At 71.7% G+C, this 24,456-nt stretch carries 21 protein-coding genes; 11 read left to right on the top strand and 10 right to left on the bottom strand.

All coding sequences use genetic code 11. The features are described 5' to 3' along the window. Positions 1 to 2 precede the first annotated feature (2 nt). Entirely contained in the window at positions 3 to 932 is a 930-nt protein-coding gene (locus K8556_RS17750; RefSeq protein ID WP_223741262.1) for a YafY family protein, read from the bottom strand. Then, entirely contained in the window at positions 929 to 1,954 is a 1,026-nt protein-coding gene (locus K8556_RS17755; protein WP_223741263.1) for a YafY family protein, read from the bottom strand. The genes K8556_RS17750 and K8556_RS17755 overlap by 4 nt, the downstream gene beginning before the upstream one ends. 359 nt (positions 1,955 to 2,313) lie before the next feature. On the opposite strand from K8556_RS17755, the gene K8556_RS17760 reads away from it, so the two are divergent. After that, positions 2,314 to 2,787: a hypothetical protein gene (locus tag K8556_RS17760; protein WP_206799241.1), complete on the top strand. Its 474-nt coding sequence runs from the start codon at positions 2,314 to 2,316 to the stop codon at positions 2,785 to 2,787. A gap of 22 nt (positions 2,788 to 2,809) precedes the next feature. Here the strand turns inward: K8556_RS17760 and proB are convergent, their stop codons facing one another. After that, positions 2,810 to 3,934: a glutamate 5-kinase gene (gene proB / locus K8556_RS17765; protein ID WP_223741264.1), complete on the bottom strand. Its 1,125-nt coding sequence runs from the start codon at positions 3,932 to 3,934 to the stop codon at positions 2,810 to 2,812. A 169-nt stretch (positions 3,935 to 4,103) separates the two neighbouring features. Here proB and hflX point away from each other — a divergent pair, with 169 nt between their 5' ends. Beyond that, complete coding sequence (gene hflX / locus K8556_RS17770; protein WP_223741265.1) at positions 4,104 to 5,759, top strand: GTPase HflX; 1,656 nt, start codon at positions 4,104 to 4,106, stop codon at positions 5,757 to 5,759. Positions 5,760 to 5,809: 50 nt separating this feature from the next. Then, complete coding sequence (locus tag K8556_RS17775; protein ID WP_223741266.1) at positions 5,810 to 6,271, top strand: hypothetical protein; 462 nt, start codon at positions 5,810 to 5,812, stop codon at positions 6,269 to 6,271. A gap of 15 nt (positions 6,272 to 6,286) precedes the next feature. On the opposite strand, the gene K8556_RS17780 is transcribed toward K8556_RS17775, so the two are convergent. Both K8556_RS17780 and K8556_RS17785 read right to left on the bottom strand, forming a co-directional pair. Further along, the gene (locus K8556_RS17780; RefSeq protein WP_206799246.1) at positions 6,287 to 7,294 is read right to left on the bottom strand and encodes an NAD(P)H-dependent glycerol-3-phosphate dehydrogenase; all 1,008 of its coding nucleotides are present in this window, start codon (positions 7,292 to 7,294) and stop codon (positions 6,287 to 6,289) included. Between the two features lie 29 nt (positions 7,295 to 7,323). Then, the gene (locus K8556_RS17785; protein WP_223741267.1) at positions 7,324 to 8,271 is read right to left on the bottom strand and encodes a hypothetical protein; all 948 of its coding nucleotides are present in this window, start codon (positions 8,269 to 8,271) and stop codon (positions 7,324 to 7,326) included. Between the two features lie 185 nt (positions 8,272 to 8,456). On the opposite strand from K8556_RS17785, the gene K8556_RS39135 reads away from it, so the two are divergent. After that, positions 8,457 to 9,917, top strand: a complete 1,461-nt coding sequence (locus K8556_RS39135) for a hypothetical protein (RefSeq protein ID WP_255651867.1) — start codon at positions 8,457 to 8,459, stop codon at positions 9,915 to 9,917. 271 nt (positions 9,918 to 10,188) lie between these two features. Here the strand turns inward: K8556_RS39135 and K8556_RS17795 are convergent, their stop codons facing one another. Then, positions 10,189 to 12,225: a c-type cytochrome gene (locus K8556_RS17795; RefSeq protein WP_223741268.1), complete on the bottom strand. Its 2,037-nt coding sequence runs from the start codon at positions 12,223 to 12,225 to the stop codon at positions 10,189 to 10,191. A gap of 255 nt (positions 12,226 to 12,480) precedes the next feature. On the opposite strand from K8556_RS17795, the gene K8556_RS17800 reads away from it, so the two are divergent. Together K8556_RS17800 and K8556_RS17805 are read left to right on the top strand one after the other, a co-directional pair. After that, on the top strand, positions 12,481 to 14,013 hold the full coding sequence (locus tag K8556_RS17800; RefSeq protein WP_223741269.1) for an ATP-binding protein: 1,533 nt from the start codon (positions 12,481 to 12,483) through the stop codon (positions 14,011 to 14,013). Continuing rightward, positions 14,010 to 14,723, top strand: coding sequence for a response regulator transcription factor (locus K8556_RS17805; RefSeq protein WP_223741270.1), 714 nt, complete (start codon positions 14,010 to 14,012; stop codon positions 14,721 to 14,723). The genes K8556_RS17800 and K8556_RS17805 overlap by 4 nt, the downstream gene beginning before the upstream one ends. Before the next feature lie 10 nt (positions 14,724 to 14,733). Here K8556_RS17805 and K8556_RS17810 read toward each other — a convergent pair whose 3' ends face one another. After that, positions 14,734 to 15,432, bottom strand: coding sequence for a bifunctional 2-polyprenyl-6-hydroxyphenol methylase/3-demethylubiquinol 3-O-methyltransferase UbiG (locus K8556_RS17810; RefSeq protein ID WP_223741271.1), 699 nt, complete (start codon positions 15,430 to 15,432; stop codon positions 14,734 to 14,736). Between the two features lie 217 nt (positions 15,433 to 15,649). On the opposite strand from K8556_RS17810, the gene K8556_RS17815 reads away from it, so the two are divergent. The 3 genes from K8556_RS17815 to K8556_RS17825 all read left to right on the top strand — a co-directional run bounded on the left by K8556_RS17815 (position 15,650) and on the right by K8556_RS17825 (position 19,674). Further along, positions 15,650 to 17,362 carry a hypothetical protein gene (locus tag K8556_RS17815; protein WP_223741272.1) on the top strand — a complete coding sequence of 571 codons (1,713 nt, stop codon included), beginning with the start codon at positions 15,650 to 15,652 and terminating at the stop codon, positions 17,360 to 17,362. Between the two features lie 243 nt (positions 17,363 to 17,605). Next, positions 17,606 to 18,970, top strand: a complete 1,365-nt coding sequence (locus tag K8556_RS17820; protein WP_223741273.1) for a sigma 54-interacting transcriptional regulator — start codon at positions 17,606 to 17,608, stop codon at positions 18,968 to 18,970. A 56-nt stretch (positions 18,971 to 19,026) separates the two neighbouring features. After that, complete coding sequence (locus K8556_RS17825) at positions 19,027 to 19,674, top strand: DUF3332 domain-containing protein (RefSeq protein ID WP_223741274.1); 648 nt, start codon at positions 19,027 to 19,029, stop codon at positions 19,672 to 19,674. 50 nt (positions 19,675 to 19,724) lie between these two features. Here K8556_RS17825 and K8556_RS17830 read toward each other — a convergent pair whose 3' ends face one another. Both K8556_RS17830 and K8556_RS17835 read right to left on the bottom strand, forming a co-directional pair. After that, positions 19,725 to 20,276 carry a hypothetical protein gene (locus K8556_RS17830; RefSeq protein ID WP_223741275.1) on the bottom strand — a complete coding sequence of 184 codons (552 nt, stop codon included), beginning with the start codon at positions 20,274 to 20,276 and terminating at the stop codon, positions 19,725 to 19,727. Then, the gene (locus tag K8556_RS17835; RefSeq protein WP_223741276.1) at positions 20,273 to 21,592 is read right to left on the bottom strand and encodes a hypothetical protein; all 1,320 of its coding nucleotides are present in this window, start codon (positions 21,590 to 21,592) and stop codon (positions 20,273 to 20,275) included. Before K8556_RS17835 ends, K8556_RS17830 begins: the two co-directional genes overlap by 4 nt. Before the next feature lie 74 nt (positions 21,593 to 21,666). Between K8556_RS17835 and K8556_RS17840 the strand changes: the two genes are divergently transcribed. Together K8556_RS17840 and K8556_RS17845 are read left to right on the top strand one after the other, a co-directional pair. Continuing rightward, positions 21,667 to 22,320, top strand: coding sequence for a gluconate 2-dehydrogenase subunit 3 family protein (locus tag K8556_RS17840; RefSeq protein WP_223741277.1), 654 nt, complete (start codon positions 21,667 to 21,669; stop codon positions 22,318 to 22,320). Then, positions 22,317 to 23,969, top strand: a complete 1,653-nt coding sequence (locus tag K8556_RS17845) for a GMC family oxidoreductase (RefSeq protein ID WP_223741278.1) — start codon at positions 22,317 to 22,319, stop codon at positions 23,967 to 23,969. The genes K8556_RS17840 and K8556_RS17845 overlap by 4 nt, the downstream gene beginning before the upstream one ends. A gap of 10 nt (positions 23,970 to 23,979) precedes the next feature. Here the strand turns inward: K8556_RS17845 and K8556_RS17850 are convergent, their stop codons facing one another. Further along, positions 23,980 to 24,420, bottom strand: coding sequence for a hypothetical protein (locus K8556_RS17850; protein ID WP_223741279.1), 441 nt, complete (start codon positions 24,418 to 24,420; stop codon positions 23,980 to 23,982). Positions 24,421 to 24,456: the final 36 nt, after the last annotated feature.

A 24,456-nucleotide genomic window follows, 5' to 3' on the forward strand; every position in this document is an offset into this window, starting at 1 on the left:
TCCTAGGAGCCTATCGAGGCATGTACGGCTCGGGCAACGGCGGCGCGCGCGCTCGCCGGCTCCAGCACCTCCGCCTCTCCCCCGAAGGATAGCACCCACTGCGTGAGCCAGCGCTCACTGTCTCCGGCCACCCGCACCTCCACCCCTCCGTCGGCGAGCGGGCGGGCGTCCTGGCCGAAGCGCTCCTTCACGTAGGGTGCCGCCGTGGGGGTGAAGCGCACCCGGACGGAGGCCTCGCTGGCGCCGCGGGCCGGGTTGGGCACGTCCGCGCGGGCGTCCGGCGGGGGCTGGAAGGCGGTGGTGGTGACGGCCAGGTCCTCCATGCGGTCCAGCCGGAACAGGCGCGCGTCCTGGCGGGTGTGGCAGAAGCCCTGGAGGTACCACTGGCCGCGGTGGCTGAGCAGCTCGTAGGGGCGCACCCGGCGCGGCTCCGTGGGGCGGCCGGGGCTGGCGTAGCCGAACGTCACCTCCAGCCGCTCCAGGATGGCCCGGGTGAGGGGCCCCAGCGCCGGGGGCGCGTCCGCGGAGGCGTCGATCTTCCGGTACATGTCCCGGAAGCGCTCGCGGGCGGCGGGCGGGATGATGCCCTCCAGCTTGGTGAGGGCGCTCTGGAGCGCGTCGCCGGTGGCCGGGCGCAAGAGCTCCGCCGCGGCGGCCAGGGCCGCGGCCTCGCCCGCGGTCAGCCGGGGCGGCGCGAACAGGCGCTGATCCAGGTCCACGTAGACGCGGTCGTTGTCCACGTAGATGTCGATGTAGTCGTCCGGGTTGAAGGGCGGCCGGCCCACGCAGGTGAGCAGGTCCAGCTCCTCCAGCAGGTCCTCGCGGCTGATGTTGAGGGCCTTCGCCAGGGCCTCCACGGTGACGCCGGGGTGCTTGGAGACGTAGGGGACGAGGAACAGCAGGCGGCGCAGCCGCTCGTGGACGTTGCTCATGCGCTCACCCGCTGACCTTCCACCGGCGCGTGCTTCGCCAGGATGTTCGCCGCCATCCGCTCCAGGCGCTCGCGCGCCTCCGGAGGCCCCTCCACGCGGCAGTCCTGCCCCAGGGACAGGACGAAGCGCGTCAGCCCGTCCAGGAACGTCACCGGGAAGCGGGCCCGCACCACGCCCTCCGACACGGGCTCCAGCGCAGCGCCGGGGAACAGCGAGCCCGCGCGCGAGGCCTGCGGCCCGGTGAGCTGGAGCGTCACCTCCAGCGGCTCATGGAAGCGGTACTGCCAGGGGAAGTAGGCCACGTGGGCGTCCAGCGAGAAGTCCGCCGGCACCTCGAAGTCCGGCGTGCGCGGCCGGGCGGTGTTCACCTTCAGCTCCCGGATGCGGTGGACGTGGAAGGTGCGCAGGCCCTGGCGCAGGTGGCAGTAGCCCACCAGCGTCCACACGCCGCGCCGGAGCGCCAGGCCGTACGGGTCCACGCGCCGCTCGGTGACGCCGTCCTTGCGGGGGCTGCCATAGGTCAACTGCACCCACTTGTGGGCGGAGCACGCATCCCAGAGCTGCTCCAGGCGGGCGGAGACCTCCTTCTCCTGGCCCTGCTGGCCGGTGCCCAGCTCCATGCGCACGCGCGGGGTGGGCAGGGATTCGCCGGCGAAGAAGCCAATCTTCCGCAGCGCGTGCGCCAGGTCGTCGCGGCCGGGGAACGCGCCGGACGCCAGCGCGGCGGACCCGGCGGCGTAGAGCACGGCCAGCTCCTCCTTCGTGAGGTCCGCCTCCGGCAGGTAGTAGACGTTGCGGTCGACGATGTAGCCGTCGCGCCGCTCGTCGTCGCCCTGCACGTAGCTCAGCGGGAAGCCCAGCTCGACGAGCTCCGCCTTGTCGCGCTCGAACTTCCGTTCGGCGGCGTCGTCCGAGCCGCCGTAGTCCGCGGGGAAGTGCTCACGCAGCTCGGCCCAGGAGATGGGTTCCCGCGCGTCGAGCAGCAGTGCCACGAGATCAAGGATGCGTTCCGTGCGGTCCATTCAGGTGATCGGTGACCATGGCGGACAGGACCCGGGAGATCAAGAGACCGGGGACTTCCGGGGTGGGAGAAGGGGGCAGGGATGGAAACGAACAGAAAAGGAACAGTGGAGGGGGCTGGCTCCGTCCAAGGGGGGATAGCCGCCCCAACCTGAACAGGCAAGCAGGTATCTCCATGTACCCCTCGTTTCGTCCGCAAGCCAGCAGACAACCCCGGGCGTGGGGCTCGCGCTCGGGGCGCGTCTGGGTTATTCCTTGGACATTGTCGAATTGGGTGAGAAGCGACAGCAGGCCTCCTGGAGGCCCTGCTGGCTGCCGTGGGGCCGACGCGGCGGACCGAAGCTTTGACGAGGGCTCGACCATGGACCGCACCTCCCTGCTGAAGAAGTGGCTTCCCGGGCTGGCGCTGGTGCTGCTGGCCTTCGTCTCCACCCCGGCGCACGCCCGCAACGAACCGCTCTACTTCGCGCTGGAGGTCCGGCGCGACGGCCGGCTGATCGCCCAGCCCAAGCTGCTGGGCGAGGCGGGCCGCACCCTGCGCGCCGAGCGCCGCCGTCCGGGCGCGACGGTGGCGGACTACCGGCTGGTGCTCACGCCCAAGGGCGAGGGCGACTCCTTCCAGCTCCAGGTGGACCTGTCCCTGCCGGAGGGGGAAGGCCACTCGCAGCTCGCCCTGCTGCACGGCCAGGAGCGCAAGCTCCAGTTGGGCCGGGTGCCGGGGGAGCTGGAGGTGTCACTGCTCCTGATGAAGGTGGACTCCCCGGAGTTCCGCGCGCTGATGCGGCTGACGGAGCCGGAGACCGGCACGGTGAAGTCCGTCTCCTCCTCCATCTAGGCGCACGTTGCGCGGACCGCGGCTACAGCACCGCCAGGTCGTCGCGGTGCACCGCTTCATCCAGGTAGCGGTAGCCCAGCACCGCCTCGATGTCCGCGCTCCGCCGCCCGGCGATGCGCCTCAGCTCGTTGGCGTCGTAGGTGGACAGGCCCCGGGCGAACACCGTCCCGGCCGCGTCCGTCAGGTCCACCGGGTCTCCCCGGCCGAAGTCCCCGTCCACGCCCGTCACGCCGCTGGGCAGCAGGCTGCGCTTGCCGGTGACGATGGCCTCCTTCGCGCCCGCGTCCACCACCAGCCGGCCCCGGGGCCTCAGGGCGTGGGCGATCCACGCGGTGCGCGCGCTGCGGCGTCCGGCGGGATCGAAGAGCGTGCCCACGGCCTCCCCTTGAAGCACGCCGCGCAGGCGGCCGGGGACCGCGCCGGAGGTGATGACGCAGGGGATGCCCAGCTCCGCGGCGCGGGCGGCGGCGCGCACCTTGGACGCCATGCCGCCCGTGCCCACCGCGCTGGTGGCGTCGCCGGCCAGGGCCAGCACGTCCGCGGTGACGCGCGGCACGGCGGGCATCAGCCGGGCCTCGGCGTCCTTGCGCGGGTCCGCGGTGTAGAGCCCCTCCACGTCCGACAGCAGGACCAGCGCGTCCGCCTCCACCACGCCGGCCACCAGGCTCGCCAGCGTGTCGTTGTCGCCGAACTTCAGCTCGTCCACGGAGACGGTGTCGTTCTCGTTGATGACCGGCACCACGCCCGCCGCCAGCAGGCGCTCCAGCGTGTGCTTCACGTTGAGGTAGCGGCGGCGCTCCTGCACGTCCTCGTGGGTGAGCAGCACCTGGGCCACCGTCCGGGCCGCGTGGCCGAAGGCCTCCTCGTACGCCTGCATCAGGCGGCTCTGGCCCACCGCCGCGCACGCCTGCTTGCCGGGGATGTCCCGGGGGCGCGCGGGGAGGCCCAGCCGCTCCATGCCCAGGGCGATGGCGCCGCTGGACACCACCACCAGCTCCCGGCCCCCGGCGGCCCACAGCAGGTCCTGCCCCAGCGCGTCGAAGTGGGCACGGTTGAAGCGGCCCGTGGCGCTGGTCAGCGCGTTGGTCCCAATCTTCACCACCACGCGGCGGGCCCCGCGCAAGGCGTTGCGTGCGGAATCAGTCACGGAAGGCAGCGTAGGCTGGAACGGGAAAGGACGCGCGCGGCCGGTTGTTCACCCGGCTTCGCGGCGGGCGGAAAACAGGGGCGCTTGTCATGAAACGCGGACGGCCCCGGTCCATCCAATGCCTTGAATGCGGCGCGGGCCCTTCGATGTCCGCGCCAGGAGAAACGGTTTGAAGGAAATCTACGGCAACACCCTGGGCCTGAAGACGAGCGAGCAGCAGCGGCTGCGCAACACCTTCCGCCGCCGCGTGGATCCGCGCGAAATCGTGTCCGCGGAGCTTGCCCGCCACCTCACCGAGCTGTCGCACGAGCTCAACCGTCAGGTGGGCGTCCTCATCAATCGCAAGGGCGACATCGAGCACGTCGTGGTGGGCAACGCGCACAAGCTGGAGCTGCCGGACATCGGCCGTGCGCGCGCGGGGCAGAGCCGTCTGCGTGGCCTGCGGCTGGTGCACACGCACCTGAAGAGCGAACCCCTGACGAAGGACGACCTCACGGACCTGGCGCTCCTGCGCCTGGACTGCGTGGCGGCCGTGGGCGTGGGCCACGAAGGCCTGCCCGGGGTGCTGCACTGGGCCTACCTGGTGCCGGAGAACGGCTCGGGTGACTTCTGGCACGTGTCCACCCTGCCCTCCGTGCACGGCGAACAGCCGGACCTGCTGTCCACGCTGGACGCGCTGGAGGAGGAGTTCAACCGCACCGCGGCCGCGCGCACGGTGTCCGGGAAGGAGCGCGCCATCCTGGTGGCGGTGTGCCTGGACGGCAACCGCGCCCGGGCCGAGTCCTCGCTGGCGGAGCTGAAGGAGCTGGCGCGCACCGCGGGCGTGGAGGTGGTGGACAGCGTGCTCCAGATGAAGCGCGAGGCGGATCCGCGCTACCTCATCGGCCGGGGCAAGCTGGAGGACCTGAACCTGCGCTCCATGCAGTCCATGGTGGACCTGCTCGTCTTCGACAAGGACCTCACCCCGTCGCAGGGCCGCCACATCGGGGACGCGACGAGCCTCAAGATTCTGGACCGCACGCAGCTCATCCTGGACATCTTCGCGCAGCGCGCGCAGACGGCCGAGGGCAAGCTGCAGGTGGAGCTGGCGCAGTTGAAGTACCGGCTGCCCCGGCTGGTGCAGGGGGATGACTCGCTCAGCCGCCTCATGGGCGGTGGCGTGGGCGGCCGCGGCCCGGGTGAGACGAAGCTCGAAATCGACCGCCGCCGCGTGCGCGAGCGCATCACCCACCTGGAGCGCCGCATCGACGTCATCAGCCGCGAGCGCAGCGTCCGCCGGGCGCAGCGCAACCGGCGCGAGGTGCCGGTCATCTCCATCGTGGGCTACACCAACGCGGGCAAGTCCACGCTGCTCAACGCCATCACCAACGCGGAGGTGCTGGCGGAGGACAAGCTGTTCGCCACGCTGGACCCCACGAGCCGCCGCCTGCGCTTCCCGCAGGAGCGCGAGGTCATCATCACCGACACGGTGGGCTTCATCCGGGACCTGCCCAAGGACCTGGTGGCGGCCTTCCGCGCCACGCTGGAGGAGCTGTACGACGCAAGCCTCCTGTTGCACGTGGTGGACGCGAGCGACCCGGCGCGCGACGAGCAGGTGGAGGCGGTGGAGAAGATCCTCGCCTCGCTGGGGCTGATGGAGAAGCCGCGCCTGATGGTGTGGAACAAGGCGGACCAGCTCTCCGCGAACGAGGTGGAGACGCTCCTGCGCTCCAAGGGCGGCGTGGCCATCAGCGCGGTGAAGCGCGAGGGCCTGGCGACGCTCCTGGCCAAGGCGGACACCACCCTGTTCGCCGAGGGTGCGTCCGAGTCCATCGGCGTCGTCTGACGGCGGGCGGGTTGTCGGCGCGGGGGCCCTCCCCGTAGAGTCGGGGGGCCTTGGCTCCCGCGCTGAAACTGCTCATCCCGCTGTTGACGGCCCAAATCGAAGGTCTGCCCGGACAGGACTCCGGGCCGGACTACGACCGGCCCGTCTCGTCCATCACCACCGGCTACATCGAGCTGCTCGAGAAGAACAGCCACATCGTCTACCCGGTCATCGCCGTGGTGACGCTGCTGCTCATCGGCTGGGGCATCCTGTCCGCGTGGAGAACGCAGGACATGGACGGCCTGCAGAAGAACGAGTTCAAGCGCGCCATCATCAACGAGCTGCGCAGCAACATCAGCGGCATGCCCGGCGACATGCTGGGCCGCACCATCGGGCTGGACCGGCTCAAGACGCACCGCCTGCTGGAGGAGATGCAGACGGAGGGGCTCGTCCTCAGCCACACCAACTCCGAGCGGCTCACCGTGTGGCGCGTGCGCGGCGCGGGCCCGGAAGCCAAGCCGCGCCGCTACTAGGCCTGCGCGGCGTCCTCAGACGCCGGACAGCTCCGACTTCGGCTGGCGCGTCATCAGGTCCACCACCGCCATCTTGGCGTTCTTGCCCTCGTAGGCGATGAGGTAGACCTGCTCGCAGATGGGCAGCTCCACGCCCGTCTTGAGGGACAGGTCGCGCGCGCTCTTGGCCGTCTTGACGCCCTCGGCGACCTCCTTCATCTCCGCGAGGATGTCCGGCAGCTTGCGGCCCTTGCCCAGCTCCATGCCCACGTGGCGGTTGCGGCTGAGCTCGCCCGTGCAGGTGAGCACCAGGTCGCCCATGCCGGACAGGCCGGAGAGCGTCAGCGGGTTGGCGCCCTTCCTCACCGCCAGGCGCGTGATCTCCGCCAGGCCGCGCGTGATGATGGCCGCGCGCGCGTTGTGGCCCATGCCCAGGCCGTCCGCCATGCCCGCGGCGATGGCGATGACGTTCTTCAGCGCGCCGCCGTACTGCACGCCCACCACATCCGTGGACGTGTACGAGCGGAAGGTGTCCGTCTGGAGCGCCTTCTGACAGCGCTGCGCCACCTTGTCCCAGTGCGACGCGATGGTCACCACCGTGGGCATGCGCCGGGCCAGCTCCTTGGCGAAGCTGGGGCCGGAGAGCACCGCGACGTACGGGTGGAACTCCTCCGGCAGGCAGTCCTCCAGCAGCTCCGTCATGGTGAGCAGCGTGCCGTTCTCGATGCCCTTGGACACCGTGACGAGGGGCACGCTCTTCGGGAGGAAGGCCTTGGCGCGCGCGAGCACCTCGCGCGTGGCGTGGCTGGGCGTGGCGAGCACCACCATCTCCGAGCCGGCCAGCGCCTCCTCCAGGTCCGTGGTGGCGCGCACGCGCTCGGAGAGGGGGATGCCCTTCAGGTAGGTGTCGTTCTCGTGGCGGGTGTTGATGGCCTCCACGGTGGAGGGTTCACGGCCCCACAGGCGGACTTCGTCGCAATTCACCGCGAGCACGTTGGCGAGCGCCGTTCCGAACGAACCTGCACCAATGACACTGCCGCGCATGAGATGACCTCGGGTCGAGAGGGGGGATTTCAGAACAGCGTGGACACCACGCCCACGGACAGCGTGGGCATGAACTCCGCGTCCGTGGAGCGGCTGCGGAAGTCGCCACCGAGCGAGACAGCGTAGGACGTCTTCTCTCCGACGGGAAACTCCGCGCCCAGCCGGACGAGGACGGCCGCATCCAGCTTCCAGGCGGGCGGCATGCCGGACAGCGGATCCCTCTGGATGGGGTCCATGTCGAAGGCCATCAGGGCGCGGACGTCCAGGAACGGCCGCCATGCGCGCGGGCTGTCGCCCTGGAAGGACGTCACCAGCCCCGGGGCCACGTTCCAGTCGCGCCGGCCGCTCAGGTAGCGCGCGCCCTTGTCCTCGGTGTCGGGAGGCCGCGCGAAGAACGCGCGGCCGCCGTCCACCACGACGGCGAGGCTGACGTTGTCGCTGTCCAGGACGGTGAGGCGGGCGCTGGCGCGCACTTCGGTCATCAGGCCGTAGACGGTGTCCACGCCCAGCCCCAGGTCCAGGTGCTCCAGCACGCCGTACACGCCGCGCGCGGACACGAAGGGGAAGCCCAGCGACATGCCCACGCCCGCGTGTCCGGAGCCCAATGACCGGCCGCCGTAGAGTCCGTAGCGGTTGGGGGCCAGGGGCGGACGGGGAGGCTTCACGGGGCTCGCGGGAGGCGGCTCGGCGGGCAGCGGCGGCGGGGCCCGGGGCGGCGGAGGCGGCGCGGGCGTGGGGGCGGAGGCGCCGGGGAAGGACTCCCACCCTTCCGCTTCGGGTGGCGGCTGGACGCGCGAGGGCTCTTCCCCGGCGGGGGCCGCCTGGGGGCGCGGCGCTTCGGGAGCGGGCTGGCCGGGTTCGCTCCAGGACTCGTCAGGGGTCGCGCTCCGGGGAGGCGGACTGGGCGTCTGGGCGCGGGCGGAGGGAGCGGGCGCCAGGGCCAGGAGCGACAGGCTGAGGAGACCGGGGAGGCGCATGGTGGAAGAAGGCAGGCAGCCTAGCCCACGCTCCGGCCATGAACGAGGCCGGCCTGCCCGACCTCTCCCCCGCCATCCGGTCGCGTCAGGAAAGCGGCAGCCGCGCCACAATGCTGATGACGGGGGCCGGGCACGGTCTACCATCCGCGCCCGCGCGCATGGCGTCGGTGAGGAGAGCCAACGGGATGAGGGTCGGACGGGGTGCACTGCTGATGGCGCTCGCCCTGGGCGCGTGCAGCAGGCCCGGTGCGGGCACGGGCGCGGCGGACGCGGGGGCCATTGGACCGCCGGGGCGGCCCTCCACGCTGACCCTGCCTTCGTGCGAGGAGCTGCTGCCGGCGGACCTGCGCGACCTGACGTTGAACGGCTTCACGATGAAGGAGGAGCGCGCGTGTCCCACGTGCGGGCCCGTGTGCTCGCTGCGTTCGGCGGCGCTGGCGGATGTGTCCGTGTCGGTGGCGTATGACTGCCAGCCGCAGTACACGACCGCGGATGTGCGCGCGCTGCTCGCGCCCACGTTGAACGCGGGCGGAGAGGAGATTCCGGCGCTGGGCCGGGCCGCCGCGCGCCGCAACCCCGTGCAGGGCATGACGCAGGTGGTGGCGTGGGATGACGACACGCCGTGCGTCGTGGTCGTGACCTGGCTGGGGGATGATCCCGACCGGGCGATGGACGTGGCCCGGCTCGCGGTGACGTCGAATCACGGCGTGGGGGAGGCCACGGCGGACGCGGGCACGGAGCTTCCGGCGGACGCGGGGGACAGCCTCCTCCCGGCTGAGCCGTTGGAGCCGATGGGCAGCCTCACCGCGCCGCGCGCGGGGTCACCGGCGCTGCTCTCCGCGCCATCGGACACCCGGACACCGCCGCCCGTCCCCGCCCCGCGCCCCACCGTGACGGCACCGGTGAATCCGGGTAACGCGCGGCCCGTGGTGCCACGTCCCGCGAACCCGACGCCCGTGGCTCCGGCTCCGCAAAAGCCCGTGACGGCCGTGCCCGCGCCGGCTGCGCAGAAGCCCGCGCCATCCGCGCCCGTGCCCACGCCGGCAACGCAGAAGCCCGCGACACCCGCGCCCGTGCCCACGCCGGCTGATCAGAACCCCACGCCGGCCGCTCAGAAGCCCGCGCCATCCGCGCCAGTGCCCACGCCGGCCGCTCAGAAGCCCGCGCCATCCGCGCCAGTGCCCACGCCGGCCGCACAGCAGCCCGCTACTCCCGCGCCGACGCTTGCGCCCGCGGAGCCGAAGCCCGCGACACCCGCGCCGACGCCTGACGCCGCGACGCAGAAGCCTGCTCCCGCACCGACGCTTGCGACTGCGGAGCCGAAGCCCGCGACACCCGCGCCGACGCCTGATGCCGCGACGCAGAAGCCTGCTCCCGCACCGACGCTTGCGCCTGCGGAGCACAAGCCCGCGACACCCGCACCGACGCCTGACGCCGCGACGCAGAAGCCTGCTCCCGCACCGACGCTTGCGCCTGCGGAGCACAAGCCCGCGACACTCGCGCCGACGACTGACGCCGCGACGCAGAAGCCTGCTCCCGCACCGACGCTTGCGCCAGCGGAGCAGAAGCCCGCGCCGGCCGCACTGGCGTCAGGCTCCGATGCTCAGCAGCCCTCGGCGCCCGTTACCACGCCCCCGGCGCAGTAGCCTGCGGCGCGCGTTCCACGGGCGCGGCCTCGCTGGGCGTTCCAGACACGGGAACAAATCCATTCATCTGGACGAATTCATCCGTCAGCCCGGGGGCCGGACATGGCCGCCATCGAAGCCCTGATACGGGGCTGGGGCGCGCCGTCGCCATCGGCCTGAGCACCCTCGACTCCCGGGTGCTGCTCATGACCGTGGACTTCAGCGAACAGCACGACCCGCGCCAGCAGCAACGCGGGGCACGGGCACCCTCGGGCCCCGTGCCCCTCCCCTGCTACAGCGTCTCCAGGTACGCCACCAGGTCGTCCATGTCCGCGTCGGACAACTGCGCGGTCATGCCGTGCTGGTTCGTCTCCCGGCCGTTCATCAGGCGGGCCTTGAGCGTGGGCGCGCTGCCGTCATGCAGGTACGGCGCGGTGCGGCCCACGCCCAGCAACGACGGCGTGTTGAGCCCCGCCTTGATGACCGCCGCCGCGTCCTGAAGCACGCCCGAGAGCACGAACGTGCCCACGTCCACGTTGCGGTTGTCCGTGAGCGCCGCGCCCGTGTGGCACGTGTCACACTTCGCCTGCGTGAAGAGGGCGGCCCCGCGCGCCTGGGACGCCGTCAGCGGCTCGCCCCGGAACGCGTTGTCCGGCGCGGGGATGGCGTCGATGAACGCCCCCAGCTTCGCCACCGTGTCCTCGTCCAGCTCCTGGCCGCCCATGCGGTCCTTCACCGTGGCGCTCATGAAGTCCCCCAGCGCGGAGAACTCGCCGCTCCAGTGGAAGGGCGCCGTCGCCGTGGTCATGCGCCCCGCCAGGCTGGGCGTCTGGCGCGGCCCGTCCGGGAAGCCCCACACGTGGCCGTCCTCGCGGCCCTCCAGGTGGCACGACGCGCAGGACACCGCCACGGCCGGGCTGGTCATGCGCGCATCCACCGCGCTGAAGAACAACCGCCGGCCCGCCGCCGCCATCGGCGACAGCGTGTCGCCCGCGATGACCAGGCGCTCGCCCTCCTCGCGGATGTCCCCCAACGCGTCCCCGCTGGCCCCCAGCGTGCTGACCGTGTGGTCGAACGCGTTGTAGACGTACGCCTTGCGCCCGTCCCGCGTGAGCGCGATGCCGTTGGGGCCCGCGCCCACGGACACCAACTGCCGCACCGGGCTGCCCTCACTCACCAGGTCCGAACCGGAGCGGCGCCACGAGGGCAGGACGGCCACGTTGTTCGAGTCCTGGTTCACCAGGAACAGCCACGCGCCCGTGGGGTCCACCACCGCCGCCGCCGGCCCCTGCAGGGGCTCCTTGAACGACGGGCTCGCGATGAGCGACGTGGGGTAGTCCGGCTTCTCCTCCGGCGGCGGCTTGCACTCATCCAGGTCGTCCACCACCGGCCGGGGCGCGTCGTCCTCCGCGTCGAAGGTGATGAGGCCCGCGGCCACCACGCCGCCACCGGCCGCCGCGCCGCAGGGCGTCCCGCCGCCGTACATGGAGTCCCCGGGATTGGGTCCGCGGCCGTCCACGGGTCCGCCCAGGGGGTCTTCGCGCGACCACAGCACCGGCGCGAAGAGGCGCCGGCCGTCCGGAGCGCTCAACAGGTCCACCATGCCGCGCGACCGGAAGGAGCGCGGGCCCGTCTCCACGGGCAGCGGCGCATCGCCCGCCGAGGAGGACCCGCCCGCCCTGGAGGGCAGCATCCGGTTGGCCTTCGCGAGCAGGTCCGTGCCGCCGCGCATCACCTGGGGCCGGTTCGCGTCCGACAGGTCCACCGTCATCACGTCGCCCTGGCGGAACAGCGACACCGCCGCCTTGCGGCCGTCCTCCAGCAGCGCGATGCCGCGCGGCTCCTCGCCCAGCGGCAGCTCCCAGCGCGCCGTGAGCGTGCCCGTGTCGATGGCGGTGAGGCTGCCCCTCGCGGCGGACTCACGCATGGCGCTGTTCACCACGAACAGCGTGCTGCCATCCGGCGACAGCGCCATCCCCGTGGGCTCCACGCCCACCGGGACGCGCGCGGCCTCCACCGCGTCACCCTTGCGGATGACGGACACGCTGCGGCCGCCCCGGTTCGTCACGTACACGGTGTCGTCCGGGCCCACTGTCACGCGCTCCGGGCGCGGGCCCACCCGCACCTCGGACACCTTCTCCCGGCGGGCCGTGTCCACCACGGCGAGGATGCCGTTGTCCGCGTCCACCACGTAGAGCAGCGAGTCGTCCCGGCTGAGCGCCACGGACCCGGAGGCGTTGCTCCAGGTGCCCGCCACCTCGCGCTCCTTGCAACCCGACAGCACCAGCGTCGTCACCGCGCACAGCGCGGCCCATCCCTGCCGTCGCATCGGAAATGCCATCCCCTCCCGCGAAGGCCTCCGCGCGCTCCTCCGGCCCCACCCTGCGCGCGAGCCCCACGGCCTGTCCGGAAGCGTGCCGGCCCTGCTCACACGCCGTCCCGAAGCCCGCATGCTCGCCCAGCCGCCCTCCGAAGTCGACGCCTTCCCCACCCGCCGTGTGCCTCCCGACAATGTCGGGAAGACTCCCCCCTCCCCCAAAAGCCGCGAGCGCCAGACCTCCGTCGCGTGTAGACACGGGGGGTCGTGTCTCGTCCCGCGCCCGTCATCCTCAGCTTCCGGCGCACGTTCGCGCTGCTCATCCTGCTGGTCGTGCTGCCGTCAGCCGGCCTGTCCGGCTTCGGCGTCGTGGCCATCATCAACGAGCGCGCCGCGGTGGAGAAACGCCTGGAGGCCGCGTGGCGGGGGACGCTGGCGGACCTGTCCGCGGAGGTGCCCCGCGCGCTCAGCAGCGGACGCCTGGAGCGCGTGGACAACGAGCGGCTGGCGTTCCTGCTGCCGGATGACCAGGAGCTGTCCGACCCGGACGGCTCCTTCCTCGTGGAGAACGGGCTCGTCCGCACGAAGGACCCGCAGTTGGCGGAGTCCCTGGCGGCGCTGGTGCCGGAGGCCGCCTCGCTGCCCACCGTGCCCACCGTCTTCTCGCTCGCCACGGGAGGCCGCGCGGTGATGGTGGCCGCCGAGCGCCAGGGCGCCACCGTGCGGGGCGTGCGGCTGTCAGGCGTGGCGCTGGACGCGCTCCTGTCGGAAAAGGCGCAGGGGCGGGCCACGTCGGAGCCCGTGCGCTTCACGCTCCTGCCCGTGCCTCGGGACACGTCCAGCGAGGGCGGGCTCGTCAACCGGCTGATGTCGGAGGTGGCCCAGGCGCGGCAGAACGCGCTGGGGCCGCCGGTGCTCGCGGAGCGGGTGCTGTCCGCGCCGCTGCAGGACTTCCGCCTGGTGGTGCTGCCCATGGGCGAGGACCCGGTGGCGAGCGCGTCCACGCGCAACCGCGCCGTGTACGGCGTGCTGCTGGGCCTGTTCTACCTGACGCTCACCTTCGGCGTGGGCTACACCGCCCGCGTGCTCTACCGCGAGGCGCGCCTGTCCCGGATGAAGACGGACTTCGTGTCGCTGGTGAGCCATGAGCTGCGCACGCCGCTCACGTCCATCCGGATGTTCATCGAGACGCTGGCCCTGGGCCGGCTGAAGGACCCGGCGCAGCAGCAGGAGGTGCTGGACCTGCTCACGAAGGAGACCGAGCGCCTGTCGGACCTCATCGAGCGGGTGCTGGACTGGGCGCGCATCGAGAGCGGCCGCAAGGTGTACCAGCGCGAGTCGCTGCCGGTGGCGAACGTGGTGGACGCGGCGGTGGCGGCCTTCCGCACGCAGCGGCACGGCGACGGCATGGAGTTCACCGTGAAGGTGGAGGAAGGGCTGCCCCACGTGGAGGTGGACCGGGTCGCGGTGGCGGGCGCGCTGCTCAACCTGTTGCAGAATGCCTACAAGTACAGTGGGCCCACCCACCGCAAAATCGCCCTCCGGGCACAGAGAGACGGCGGACACGTGAACCTGTCGGTGGAGGACAACGGGGTGGGAATCGCCAGGAAGGACCGCAAGCGCATCTTCGAGCGCTTCTACCGGGTGGACAACCTGCTCACGCGCAAGACGGAGGGCAGCGGCCTGGGGCTCGCCATCAGCAAGCGCATCGTGGACGCGCACGGCGGCCGCATCACCGTGGAGAGCGAGCCCGGCCAGGGCAGTTGCTTCACCATCCAGCTCCCGGTGGGCCGCGCATGAGCACCTCCGTCCCTCACGACGACAAGCCCCAGCGCATCCTGGTGGTGGAGGACGACCTGTCCATCCTCACCGGCGTGTCCATGAACCTGCGCTTCGAGGGCTACGAGGTGCTCCAGGCCCAGGACGGCCGCACGGGCCTGGCCAAGGCGCTGGACGAGGCGCCGGACCTGCTGGTGCTGGACCTGATGCTGCCGGAGATGAACGGCTACGAGGTGATTCGCGAGCTGCGCCAGCGCGGCCGGGACACGCCCGTGGTGGTGCTGTCCGCGCGGGGCCAGGAGTCGGACAAGATATTGGGCCTCAACCTGGGCGCGGACGACTACGTGGTGAAGCCCTTCGGGCTCCAGGAGCTGCTCGCGCGCATCAAGGCGGTGCTGCGCCGCCGGTTCGGAGCCACGGGCACCACGCCGCCGCCGGTGACGTTCGGGGACGTGAAGGTGGACCTGTCGCAGCGCACGGTGGCGCGCGACGGGCAGCCGGTGGAGCTGACGGCGCAGGAGTTCAAGCTGCTGGCGCACTTCCTCGCCCACCCGGGCCGCACCTTCACGCGCGAGGAGCTCCTGTCCGGCGCGTGGGGCTACCACTACGAGGGCAGCGCGCGCACGGTGGACAACTTCATGCGCCAGCTCCGGCTGAAGTTCGAGGCCGACCCGGAGGCGCCCCGGCACTTCCTCACCGTGCGCGGCCTGGGCTACCGCTTCGAGCGCTGAAGCGCGCCGCTCACGCCCCGGCGACGCCAATCTGGCGCAGGTCCTCCAGGTCGAAGGGCTTGCCGTCGAAGCGGCCGTAGCGCTCGCGCAGCGTGAGGCCGCTGGCGGTGAGCGCGTTCTCCAGCTCCTCCGGCAGGAAGTGCTTCAGCTTGAGGCGGCGGATGGGGCTCTGGCCGCCGGCGGGACGCCGCTCGCGCAGGTGCAGGGCGAAGAGGGGGCGGCGGGGCTCCACGGCGGCGCCGGGCTCGTCGTCATCGCGCGGCAGCACGGGTTCGCGCGGGGCGTTGAGCACGTCGTAGATGAAGGTGCCGCCGGGGGACAGGTGGTGGCGCACGGTGGCGAGGAAGGCCTCCAGGTCGTCGCGGCCGGACATCAGGCCCAGCGCGTGCTGCGGGGCGAGCACCAGGGGGAACTGCTCCGGCAGCCGCAGCGCGCGGGGGTCCGCTGCGATGAGGCGCGTGCGCGCGGAGACGTCCGGGGACTCGGAGGCGCGGCGCTCCTCGGCGGAGCGGATCATCGCCTCGGAGGGGTCCACGCCGACGGTGGAGAAGCCATGGCCCGCGAGCGACCAGGGCACCCGGCCGTTGGCGGCGCCCAGCACGAGCACGGGCCCGCCGTGCTCGGTTGCCTGCCGTGTGTAGAAGACGAGGTCCGGCTCCTGTCCCACGAGGGACAGCGGGGTGCGGCCGCGTGCGTCGTTCCCAGCCATTGCCCAGGCCCTAGCACGGTTGCGGGGCGCTCCGGGACTCCGGCGTTCACACAATGGGTAAAGGGTTGCCCACCCGGTGTCGCTCAACCGACGCCCACCGACGACGGCCCGACGGTGAGCGGCCCCCGAGGGCTGGCACCCTCCTTGCCTTGATGGCCGCGAACAATGGCTTCGTGCCGGGGGACCCTCTCCCGGCCTGGTGTGAGGTGGGCGGCATATGAGGCACGGGTGGCGGTGGACGGGAGCGCTCCTCCTGGCGGGAGCGCTGGGGTGGACGGGCTGCGGCGGGGACGACAACGACACGCGCAAGGTGGATGACCCGGTGGTCCCGGTGACGCCCGTGGACGAGGACCCGCGGCTGCCGGACGCGGGCACGGGTGAAGTGGACGCGGGCACCGGGACGGACGCGGGGACCCAGGTCCCCGACGCGGGCACCGGGACGGATGCGGGCACGGACGCGGGCACGGGGACGGACGCAGGGACTGGCACCGACGCGGGCACCGGCACGGATGCGGGCACGGGCACCGACGCGGGGGTTCCGGAGAAGGTCCAGACCTATCCCCGCCCGTCGGCCCCGGGCTGGACGTTCTACAACCAGGAGCAGGGAGCGCCGCGCTACGTGTACGGCATCACCGCCGACCAGGGTGGCAACGTCTGGGTCGCGGGCGGCGAGGAAGGCCTGTTCCTCATCAAGAAGGGCTCCAACACGATTCAGCGCTTCACGATGTCCGACGGCCTGCGCCCCTACGGACGCATGCGCGACGGCGTGGGCGGCCCTCCAGCGGGGATGCCGTACCTCAAGGTCATCTCCGTGGCAGGCGGCCCGGATGGCACGGTGTTCGTCGGCTACGCCGGCAAGCCGCCCCAGCCGGGCATGCCCACCTGCGAGGACGAGTGGGACCAGGCGGAGAATGCCCACCGCGAGCCTGACGCCAGCGTCTACAAGAGCGGCGACGCGGACAAGGTGACCCTCAAGGCCGACGGCTCCATCGACGTCGTGCACTACGACATCCACACCGGCCCCAAGAAGGTGAAGGCCGAGCTGCGCGGGCGCGAGAAGGTCTGCACCATCTACCGCATTGCCTACGACCCGGCGAAGGAGGTCGTCTGGTTCGGCGGCAACCACGGCTTCGCCATGGGCGACGCGAAGTTCAACGGCATCGTCCCGGCATACTGCTGGGACCCGCGTCCCTGGAACACGGAGGGCTTCAAGTGGGAGTTCGAGTGCGCGGGCCTCTACGAGCACGTGCACCCCGCCATCTCCGGCTCCGCGGGCGAGCTGCTCTCAGACCGCTACTACGGCATCTCCATCACGGAGAACCACGACGTCTTCTTCGGCGGGCAGATCCGCTCCACGCGCTTCCGCTACGGCACCAATGGGGATGATTACTGGACGGCCCAGAGTGAGACGGAGGACTCGGGCTACGACTGGAACCGCTTCGACATCTGGCCTGACGCCGTGCCGAACTACCCCACCGCCGCGCAGCGCGTGGACGACAACGTCTCCGGCATGGCTCCGGCGTCCAACGGCGGCGTATGGGTCGGCTCCTTCTACTACGGCCTCGCGCGGCTGAGCGCCAACGGGACCGTGGAGACCAAGGTGATGCAGGACCTGGTCAACTACACGCCCGCGAAGGGCGGCACGCCCGCGATGGCGCCCACGTCCGCCGTGGCGACGGACCCCTGGGACGGCAGCCTCTGGGTGGGCGCCAACTGGTGGGGCGGCATCACCCGCCTCAAGGGCGGCGGCACGGTGAAGTACAGCGGTGACGTCTTCGGCAACGTGGTCACCTCCGTCAGCAGCGTGTCCGACATCCAGTTCGACCGCTCCGCCGGCAAGCGCCGCGTCCTCGTCTCCTTCGAGGGCACCAAGAACGCGAAGACGGGCGTCGTCACCCCGGGCCTCATCGGCATCTACGAAGGCGACTGACGCACCCGCCACGCCGAAGTCCCGACACGGCCGTCCTCCCCTTCATGGGGAGGGCGGCCGTTGTCCTTGGGCCTGCAACTCCACACGCCGGTGATGAAGACGGCCCCATCTCTCGCACCGCGAGAAAACAAACTGGCGCACACGCTTTTGACGCGCCGTGCCCGGCCGCCCACCTGCCGGGCACGGCTTGCGCCGACAGACAGCCCGCGCGGGCCCGAAGCCGTCTAGACTCCCCGGCCGCTCATGCCTCCCGTTCCTCCCGTCCCCATCCCCACGCACACCGTCGTCGCCGCGCGGGCGCAGGGGGAACGGCTGTCCGCGCAGCGCTTCCACCTGGTGCTGCTGGACACCGAACGCGCGGGCACCGTGTACCCGCTCGCCACGGAGGACCTGCGCGTCGGCAAGTCCACCGACAACGACGTCGTCATCGACCACCCCACCGTCAGCCGCAACCACCTGGTGGTGCGCCGCCAGGGCGACCGCTTCCTCGTGCAGGACCTGGGCTCCACCAACGGCACCTTCCTCGACGGCGCCCAGGTGCGCGAGGCCTACCTGCGCCCCGGCGCCCTCCTGGAAGTGGGTGACGTGCGCCTGCGCTTCAGCCCGCAGATGACGCCCGTGCAGGTGGAGCCCACCGCCGAGGACCGGCTGGGCGACCTCGTGGGCCGCAGCGTGCCCATGCGGCAGATCTTCGCGCTGCTCCAGCGCATCGCCCCCACGGACTCCACCGTGCTGCTCGTGGGCGAGACGGGCTCCGGCAAGGGCGCGGGCGCCAAGGCCATCCACAAGTTGAGCCCCCGCGCGGCCGGGCCGCTGGTCGTCTTCGACTGCGCCAGCGTGTCGGACTCCCTCATCGAGTCCGAGCTGTTCGGCCACGAGAAGGGCGCCTTCACCGGCGCGGTGGGCCAGCGCATCGGGTGCCTGGAGCGCGCCCACGGCGGCACCCTCTTCCTGGACGAAATCGACGACCTCGCCCTGGACCTGCAGCCCAAGCTGCTGCGCGCCATCGAGGACCGCGAGTTCCGCCGCCTGGGCTCCTCCACGCCCATCTCCTTCGACTCGCGCATCGTCGTGGCCAGCAAGAAGGACCTGTGGGCGGAGACCCAGGCGGGCCGCTTCCGCGAGGACCTCTACTTCCGCCTGTCTGTCTTCACCGTCAGCCTGCCGCCCCTGCGCGACCGCAAGGAGGACATCCCGCTGCTCGTGGAGGCCTTCGCGGGCGAGGGCCTCTGGCCCCGGCTGCCGGAGAAGATCCAGGAGCAGTTCCTGGGGCACACTTGGCCGGGCAACGTGCGCGAACTGCGCAACGCCCTGGAGCGCGCCCGGCACATGGTGGACATCCCGGGCCTCGCCGGGGACAACCTCCTGCGCGAGTTCACCCGCGACGTGCCCGCCCCCGCCGGGGACTTCCTGCCGGTGGAGTTCACCGGGCCGTTCAAGGTGTGCAAGGACGAACTCGTCCGTGCCTTCGAGCGCGAGTACCTCACGCGCCTGCTGGGCCGCGCCCGGGGCAACATCGCCCGCGCCGCCCGCGAGGCGGAGCTGGACCGCAAGCACCTCTATTCGCTGCTGCACAAGTACGGGCTGGTTCAGAGCGAGTCGGACTGAGCCTTCGTGGCATGGTGGCGGCCGCTTCCGCGGTCCCCATCCCCCAGGAGGGCTTCATGAAGATGCGTCCGTCCCGCTGGCTCGGCGTGCTGTGCGCGGGTGTCCTGATGATGAACGCGACGGGCTGCTTCGGCTCGTTCAAGCTCACCCAGAAAATCTGGCAGTTCAACAAGGGCATCTCCGGCAACAAGTTCGTCCAGTGGCTGGTGTTCCTCGTGTTCATCGTGGTGCCCGTCTATGAGATTGGCACGCTGGTGGACGCGCTCGTCGTCAACAGCATCGAGTTCTGGACCGGCGGCAACCCGGTGAGCAGCGTGGAGGGAGAAGACTCCAACACGCGCATCGTGAAGCTCGGCCCCACCGACACGCTGAAGATGTCCCGCGACGTGGAGTCCGGCGTCATGCGCCTGGAGCTCCAGCGTGAAGGCCAGGAGCCGCTGGTGCGCTACTTCGAGCCGCTGGAGGACGGCATGGTCGCGCGCGACGAGGCGGGCGCCCTGCTCATCCGCGCGCAGGGCCAGGCGGACGGCGCGGTGAAGGTGACGGACGCGGGCGGCTCCACCGTGACGGTGCACGCGCGGGACGCGGTGGACGCCGCGCGCCAGCTCTTCATGGACGGTGGCGCTCCGGCGCTCGCGCGGTTCGCCACGCACCAGGGGCAGTTGTCCCAGGGCATGGCCACGCTCGACACCTGCACGCCGTAGCAGACAGCTTGGGGCTTCCGGCGCGAAACCACCGGAAGCCCCGGGGTGCTTCAGGGCGCGGGCTCGTCGACCACCACGTCGCCCAGGTCCGGGCCGAAGCCCGCGTCGAGCGCCAGGGAGTTGAACGTCCCCTCCATGCTGCGCCCCGCGCCGTAGCCGTCGCCCTTCTTGAAGGACAGGGAGAAGTCCCCGCGCGTGGCCTCGCCCACGTTGCCGCCTTCGTCCAGCACCAAGTCGCCGCGCTCCACCTGGGTGAAGACGCGCGCCGGCTCACCGGCGGCCACGTGCACCACCGACGCGCGGTCGCGGCCGGAGGGCGTGGTGCCGCCGAGCTGCACCTTCGTGCCCGGCTTCAGGTCCACGCCCTCCGTGTCCACGGTGAGCCGCGCGACCAGGTCCACGTCCAGGCCGTTGTTGCGGAAGTAGCTCACCTGGAGCGCCTCCGGGTTGCGGCGGATCTCCACCCGCGACACGTCGGTGACGGGGAACAATTCCGACACGCTGCCGGACAGCTCGTTGTCTCCGCGGCACGCGACGGCGCCCGCGCCGGAGAGCACGGCCGCGAGCCCCAGCGCCGCCACGGCGCGTCCCGCGAGGCTCACCGCTCCACCGCCAGCGTCAGGGCCTGCGTGCCGCCCGCGCGGTAGAGCACCACCCTCTGACCGGAGGACAGGAACGCCAGCTTGGGCGACCAGCCGCCCGCCGTGTCCACCGTCACCTCGCGCCACTGGTCCTCCACGCGCGTGGCGATGACGAGCGCGTCGTCGGACGGAGAGCAGCTCCCCTCGTTGCGCCCGGACTCCAGCGAGCAGATGTGGAACGCGATGGACGGGTCGTGCGTCTTCGGGTCGAACGCCAGCGACGGGTACCAGCCGCCGGAACCCGTCTGGTACACGGGGTCCGGCGTCGTCCAGTCCCCCGCCGCCGTGCACTTCGTGCCCGTGGTGCCCGCGCAGGTGATGAGCGTGAGCCGGCTGTTGGAGCGGTCCACCGCCGCGATGCCGAAGCCCACCGCCGGGTCGTACGCCATCGACGCGCCCAGCATCGTGTTGCCCACCGCCTGCACCTGCACCGGCGGCGTCCACGTGGTGCCGTCCGGGTTGCGGCGCTGGAAGAACACGTTCTGCCCCGGCGCGTCCGCGGCCCCGAAGGCCTGGTCGAACACCAGCGCGGGCTGCTCACCCGCCATCAGCATCTGCAGGTGCCCGCCGTACGCGTTCTTCTGGTCGCCGCCCGACGCCACCACCCGGTGCTGCCACGCCGTGGGCCCGCCGCTGGCCAGCTCCACGTCGCTGCCCGCCCAGTCCTGCTGCGGGAACTGCCCGTTGTGTCCGTCGCGGTACACAACCAGGGCCTGGCTGCCGCTGAAGACGATGGAGGGGTTGAGCCCCACCAGGTAGCCCGTGTCGCTCACCGGGTTGCCCGCCACGGCCTCGTCACCCTGGGTGACGGCGATGTGCTCGGTCCAGGTGCCGTTCGCGTTGCGGTAGGACACCGCCAGGTCGCTCTGGAACCAGAAGATGGAGTCATCGCTTCCGCCGCCCAGGTAGCTCACCGCGGGCTGGCCGGACGGGCTGAACGCCAGCGACACGCCGTACACGCGCTGCACGGTGGCGATGGTCTCCGCCTGCGCCTGCACCTGGCCGTCCCGCACCTCGCGGTAGCGCAGCTCGAAGTCCTTGTCGTTCACCTTCACGTAGTACGCGATGCCGATGCGGTCCTCCGGGCCCACCGCCATCGCGATGTTGGAGATGGCCGTCTGCTCGCTCGGCCCCGTGTCCACCGTCAGCCGCACGAAGGGCGTGTCCGTCGTTCCGCCGTCGTCCTGCGGCTTCGACCCCGCGTCCGGGTTGGCGGGCTTGCCGCCGCCACATCCCAGCGCGAGCGCCGCTCCCAGTAGCCACGCGTGCCGTTTCATACGGTTCTTCTCCTTGGTCCAGTCGGCCTGGTTGAGCGCGCCATCCTAGGGCACCTGGGCTAGGCTCGCATGTCATGGCTCGCGCGCGTTCGCTCCCCCCGAAGCTGTCCCGGCGCACCTTCATCCAGCGGCTCACCTTCTTCGGCGGCGGCGTGGTGCTGCTGGGCGGCGCTGCGTGTAAACGTTCGAAGGAGGCGGAAGCGAAGAAGGCCCCGGAGCCCACCGGCACCACCTCCGCCGGCCAGACGCTGCGCACCTTCTCCGCCTTCGAGTACGCCGTCGTCGCCGCGGCCACGGAGCGGCTGCTCCCCCGCGATGAAGACCCGGGCGCCCAGGACGCGGACGTGGCGCTCTACATCGACCGCATCCTGGAGACGCAGGGGCTGGAGTCCATGCACCGCGACTTCCTCCAGGGCCTGTCCGCGCTGGAGCGCCGCGCGCAGCGCATGTTCCAGAAGGGCTTCGCCCAGGCCACGCCCGAGCAGCAGGACGAGCTGCTCGCCCTCTTCAAGGACAGCCCCGCCGGCAGCGGCGAGGCCCACTTCTTCGAGCTGTTGATGACGCTCAGCCTGGAGGGCTTCCTGGGGGACCCGTCCTACGGCGGCAACAAGGGCCGCGTGGGCTGGCGCCTGATGGGCTTCGACACCGTGGGCACGCTCGCCATGGCCCCCCCGGAGGGCTACGACGGCCCGAAGTGCCTGCGCGAGTGCGGAGGTCACCACCCGTGAGCCTGCCTTCCGTGGACGTGTGCATCGTGGGCAGCGGCGCGGGCGGAGCGCCGCTCGCGCTGGAGCTGGGCAGGGCGGGCTTCAAGGTCGTGGTGCTGGAGAAGGGCCGCCACTACCAGCCCAGGGACTTCGTCCACGACGAGATCCTCAACAGCCGCCGCAACTTCTTCATGCCGCTGCCGTGGGAGGAGCCGCACCTGGTGCGCCAGGGGGCCAGGGGCCGCTACGAGCGCAGCAACGCCGCGTGGACCGCCAACTGCGTGGGCGGCGGCACCGTGCACATGAGCGGCTTCTTCTACCGCCTCAAGCCGGTGGACTTCCGCCTGCGCTCCACCCTGGGCGCCGTGCCCGGCACCACCGTGGCGGACTGGCCCATCTCCTACGAGGAGCTGGCCCCCTTCTACGACAAGGCGGAAGCGGAGCTGGGCGTGTCCGGCCAGGCCGTCCCCCACCCCTTCGCCGAGCCCCGCAGCGGCCCCTACCCGCTGCCGCCCCTGGACGTGCACCCGGTGGCGTCCGAAATCGACAAGGTGTGCGCGGCCATGGGCTGGCACGCCCTGCCCACCGCGCGCGGAATCATCAGCAAGGCCTACAAGGGCCGCTCTCCGTGCGCGTACTGCGCGCTGTGCGGCAGCTACGGCTGCGAGACGGGCGCCAAGAGCAGCACGCTCGCGAGCCTCATCCCCAACGCCATCGCCACCGGCAACGTGGAGGTGCGCCCGGGCAGCATGGCGCGCTCCATCGAAGTGGACAGGCAGGGCCGCGCGAAGAGCGTGGTGTACCTGGACAAGGACGGCGTCGCGCGGGAGCAGCCCGCGAAGGTCATCATCGCCTCCGCCACCGCCGTGGAGAGCGCGCGCCTCCTGCTCAACTCCACCTCCAGCCGCTTCCCCAACGGGCTCGCCAACGGCAGCGGGCTGGTGGGGAAGAACCTCCTCTTCAGCTCCTTCGGCGGCGCGCGGGCGCACTTCCGCGTGTCCAGGCAGAAGGCCGCGCGGCCCTGGCTCACGGACCCGGCGCCCTTCGTCAACCGCAGCCTCCAGGACTTCTACCTGATGCCGGACGGGCGCCATGGCTTCCGCAAGGGCGGCACGCTGGGCTTCATGTGGGCGCACCCCAACCCCATCTACGCGGCGGTGGGCCTGGCGGGCACCGGCAAGACGGGCGTGTTCGGCAAGGAGCTGAAGGACCGCATGCGCGCGTACCGCGACTCGCGCATCCTCGAGTTCGAGGTCTACGCGGAGTTCCTCCCCACGCCCGGCACCTCCGTCACGGTGGAGCCCGAGGTGAAGGACAAGTACGGCATCCCCGTGGCCGCCATCACCCTGGACCGGCACCCCGCGGACTTCGCCGCCACGCGCTTCCTGGTGGAGCGCGGCGAAGAGGTGCTGATGCGCCTGGACCCGGACAGCGTGGAGCGCGTGGGCACGCAGGGCGAGACGACCATCCTCCAGCACGGCACCTGCCGCTTCGGTGACGACCCGGCGGCCTCCGTGCTGGACAAGCACTGCCGCGCGCACGAGGTGCCCAACCTCTACGTCGTGGACGGCAGCTTCATGCCCACCGGCGGCAGCGTGCCCTCCACGCTCACCATCGCCGCCAACAGCTTCCGCGTGGCGGACCACCTGGTGCGCACGCTCAAGGGCTGAAGGCCGCGCGCTACTGGAGGCGCAGCGGCGTCACGTCCACCTTCACCACGTAGCGCGCCTGCATGTCGGAGTCGAACTCCACCAGGTGGTCCCCCACCCCGGTGACGTCCGCCTGCTGGGTGAAGACGCCGAACTTCTCCATCTGGTCCAACGCCGCGCGGCCCGTGGACGCCTTGCGCTGCCGTGCGCGGCAGCCCTCCTCGTGCACGGTGATGGCCGTCTCCTCCCCGGCCGCCGTCACCTCCTCCAGGTAGAAGCTCACCTTGATGGTGGAGGCCTCCGGCACGCGCACCAGCACCTGCCCGCGTCCGGGGAAGCGGCCCTCGGAGTAGCTCTCCGGCCCGAGGATGCAGCCCGCGTACTCGCTGCACACGGGCCAGGACGCCTTGCACACGTCCAGCACGCGCGCGCCGATGAAGTCCTCCCGCGAGCCGCCGCATGCGACGAGCATCAATCCCATCACCGCGCCCGCCAGTCGCGAGACATT

Source organism: Corallococcus sp. AS-1-12 (assembly GCF_020036995.1).
GTDB lineage: Bacteria > Myxococcota > Myxococcia > Myxococcales > Myxococcaceae > Corallococcus.